4 protein-coding genes are annotated in these 3,441 nt (G+C 29.6%); all 4 read right to left on the bottom strand.

Translation table 11 applies throughout. The features are described from left to right. The coding region (locus A9G31_RS11370) for a transposase (protein ID WP_141671360.1) at nucleotides 1-209 on the bottom strand (209 nt) is incomplete at its 3' end. Between the two features lie 67 nt (nucleotides 210-276). Beyond that, on the bottom strand, nucleotides 277-1,932 hold the full coding sequence (locus tag A9G31_RS02525) for a UvrD-helicase domain-containing protein (protein ID WP_065560291.1): 1,656 nt from the start codon (nucleotides 1,930-1,932) through the stop codon (nucleotides 277-279). After that, a complete protein-coding gene (locus A9G31_RS02520; RefSeq protein WP_065560290.1) occupies nucleotides 1,917-3,077 on the bottom strand; it encodes an ATP-dependent nuclease in 1,161 nt (386 codons plus the stop codon). The genes A9G31_RS02525 and A9G31_RS02520 overlap by 16 nt, the downstream gene beginning before the upstream one ends. A gap of 96 nt (nucleotides 3,078-3,173) precedes the next feature. Further along, nucleotides 3,174-3,441: transposase (locus tag A9G31_RS11725; protein WP_176700339.1), on the bottom strand; the 268-nt coding region annotated here is incomplete at its 5' end.

Raw genomic sequence — 3,441 nt, 5'->3', positions numbered from 1 at the left:
TTTTTAGACCACAAATTAAATCGCCTATAGACAGTGCTCCATTCACCAAACTCTTCTGGCAAATCTCGCCAAGGAATACCGGTTCTCATTCGGAAAAGGATCCCTTCAAACGTCATCCGATGCTCGGATTTATTATAAACTCGGCCGGTATTTTTCATTATTTGTAGTAGCTTTTCCCACCGTTTATCTGTTAGCATTGTTCTTGGCATGATGAATCGAGTTATGGTTGTTTTTGGCTGAATTATTATAACTCACATCATGCCGTCTAAAAAATAATCATGAAAGATCAACACGCCCTAGAAGTTCTTTATGTTTTTTCATTCTATCACTATTTAAGTCTGAGAGTTTAAAACCTAAATTACTCTCTAGCTCAACTATGTTGTTAAAGTAAGTATAATATAACTCTTGTAATTGGCTTAACGATAAATTAACTTTACTCCATAGACTGAAAAAGTCATACATTTTTACTTGTAGATTAGAGCTATCATCTGCGACAAAAATAACACTTTCATGGCTCTCACCTTTAACACCATGTTGTGTTGATACCTTAGGGTCTCTTAAGTAATTATATAAAGACAATACTTCGTTAAGGGAAATATCAAATATAGTCTCATATTCAGTATCTTCCTTTATTTTATTAAGATAATCTTCCTCAATAAAATTATCTTCATGTAATGTAGTAAGCAATGTATCAATAGTTTCACGATTTTTAATACTAAGAGCAATACTCTTAAGTTTTTTATCTAGTGTTAATTTATCTTCATGACGTTGTATTTTTAAAAGTCTATGATTAATAATTTTAGGATATTTTTTTAACTCTTGAATTAGAGGCCCATAACATTGTTTATTATAACTTTCATAAATACTTATCATTAAAAATAATAATTTCATTAACATATCTGGGTTATCTGCAGTATCTGATGTAAATACATCGACAATATTATTTTTTTTCCAAAATTTATATTTTTCCATATGACTAAAAATAGAGAAAAGCTTTCCAGCCCCAATTGAACTGAATCTTTTAGTATTTAATAAATATAGTATAATAAAATCTTTATTCTTTTCTTTTAATTCATCTATTTTTTTCTCAATATCTTGGCAAATAATAAGCTCAGGAGTGAAGGAAAATAGGTACTCTCTATTTTTTGGGGGATGTTGAATATAATTTGAGTCATTATATATTTTATTTAATAAGTCAATAATAGTTGGTGAAGAGCGACGATTAATATTGAGTGCTTCACTTTTATCAAATAAAGCTAATTTTAACTCAAACGAATCATAACGATTTTTATAGATTTGTTGCATTCTATCACCAAATAAATAAAGCTTAGTATTAGAATCTATAGTACTTTCATAAAATAACTCTAGTATCTCCGCACTTGTATCTTGATACTCATCAATAAAAATTAGTTGATATTTTGAAGCAATACGTTTCTTTATAATTGGATATTTTTTTACAATTGATTTAGCAAAACTAATTAATGAATCGTGGGATAATCCACCATAAAGAAGAGAGTTAAACTGCAGCTCATTATAATATAAGTGAGTCAAATTACGTTTTACAGATTCATAGCTAAACTCTCCATATTTTTCTTTATATCTGTTATTTTCAATTATGTTAAGGGATTGACTGTTAATTATTTTCTTGATTTTATCACCGAATAACTCAAAATAAAGATCCAATGCTTCTCTATAAGAAAAATAAGGTGAAATAAATTTGTTCAAAAATGAATGAATAGTACTAATAAAAATATTTTTGGAAGAAATACCTATTAGTAGTTCATCAACAGCACGATTAGTATAAGTGATGCATAATATATTATCTTTAGGGTGCGTAATACTATGCTCTTTTATCATTGCTTTAATTTTTGTTGTTTTTCCACTTCCAGCAGGCGCATTCACTAAAAAACAATTTTTTATTCTGCTAGCCATTTTAATGCCTCCTCAATATAGTTTGGAAGCATCTCCTTATGTTTGCCTTTTAATAAAACAGAGTACATAAAATCAGTTTTCTTTTTGGACGTGCTTTCGACAATGTCTCGAATGCTTAATGTTTTTTTTCTTGGGATTGTATATCTAAATTCATCTCTTTTCTGACTGTTTATCCAGAATTCTTTTTTTTGTTCATCAAAAGTATTATATTTATAGAATTTTGATAGCATAGCCTCTTCTAATGTTCTTGAGTAATGATCATTTTTTCCCTGAAAAGCTAAATAAATCAAATTGTCACTCTTCTTTTTACGATCCAAAGAGTCTTGCCAGCCATATAAATTTTCGACTGTAGGAGAATTTAACTCTAAATATTGCGCTGCAAATTTTTTAATTGTTTCGTTAGTTACTTTAGAGTTTAAAATTGAATTTTTATCGCAAGCAGTCTTTTTATAATCAATATCGGTTATAATAACCGTTTTTATTTTAAGAAACTCTAATAACTCTTTATATTTAAAAGCGTATGCACCGCCAACCTGTACAAAAGCAATGTATTGTTGTTGCAATCGATAAAATTCGGGAAGTGATATTAATTTACTGATATACATTCTTTCAGTATCACCTTCATACATTAAAACTTTGTCTGCAAAAACAATATTTGGGAAATTAATAGTAAAAAAGAAATCATAGAATTCAATCAAGTCGTTATTATTAGCAATTGAGTCACGGAATTTTTTTAAGTCAAATAAACTACACGTAAATTGATTGGATCTTCGTAAAACTCTTAATTTCGATATTTCTTTGGCTCCTCGAACCACTTCAGTTGAATGAGTAGTAATAAGGCATTGAACTGTGTTGTTAGATTTTCTGTAATAATTAAATAATTCAGTAATAAAGACAGTCTGCATTTGTGGATGCATGTGGGCTTCAGGCTCTTCTATGATAAAAAAATTTACCTTTAATGGGTCAATTGATTTCTTATATTTTTCAATTTGCATAAAAATATAAATAAGATTGCTATATCCTAGCCCTTGAGATGATTCACCTAATTGGCAATCACCTAACTGATATTTCGCTCCAATAAGACCTGTAATAAATTTTTTTATCACGTCATCAGTAATATCAAGATCTAGAGACAAAAGACCCATATGCCCACCATTAGCATTTGATATTGTCTCGATTAAAGTTTTTAATGGATCTAAAGAGTTATTAGGGGCTGTTGATCTTTGCTGTACATAAATTACTCAACAATACATTGGTAGCCACATTAACATAAATGCCAGTGATACCATACTGGCATAATTCCTTTCTAACTTATCGTATCTAGTTGATATTGAACGATATTGCTTGATTCTAGCAAAGGCATTCTCGACTAAATGACGATAGCGATAAAGGCAGCTATCCATACTGCTTTTATCTATATCCTTACCATAATTACGTTTAGCAATCACCGTTCGTCCGCCTTTTTGACGAACAAAGCACCGAAAAGGCTCGCTGTCATAACCTTTATCG

Source organism: Gilliamella sp. Gris1-4, assembly GCF_001690335.1.
GTDB classification, from domain to species: domain Bacteria; phylum Pseudomonadota; class Gammaproteobacteria; order Enterobacterales; family Orbaceae; genus Gilliamella; species Gilliamella apicola_P.
This window is presented reverse-complemented; position numbering and strand designations above follow the sequence as displayed.

Bases quoted from the DNA above. Each gene is read 5' to 3' on its own strand.
- A9G31_RS02525 (WP_065560291.1), bottom strand. From the start codon at position 1,932: ATGGCTAGCAGAATAAAAAATTGTTTTTTAGTGAATGCGCCTGCTGGA.
- A9G31_RS02520 (WP_065560290.1), bottom strand. From the start codon at position 3,077: ATGGGTCTTTTGTCTCTAGATCTTGATATTACTGATGACGTGATAAAA.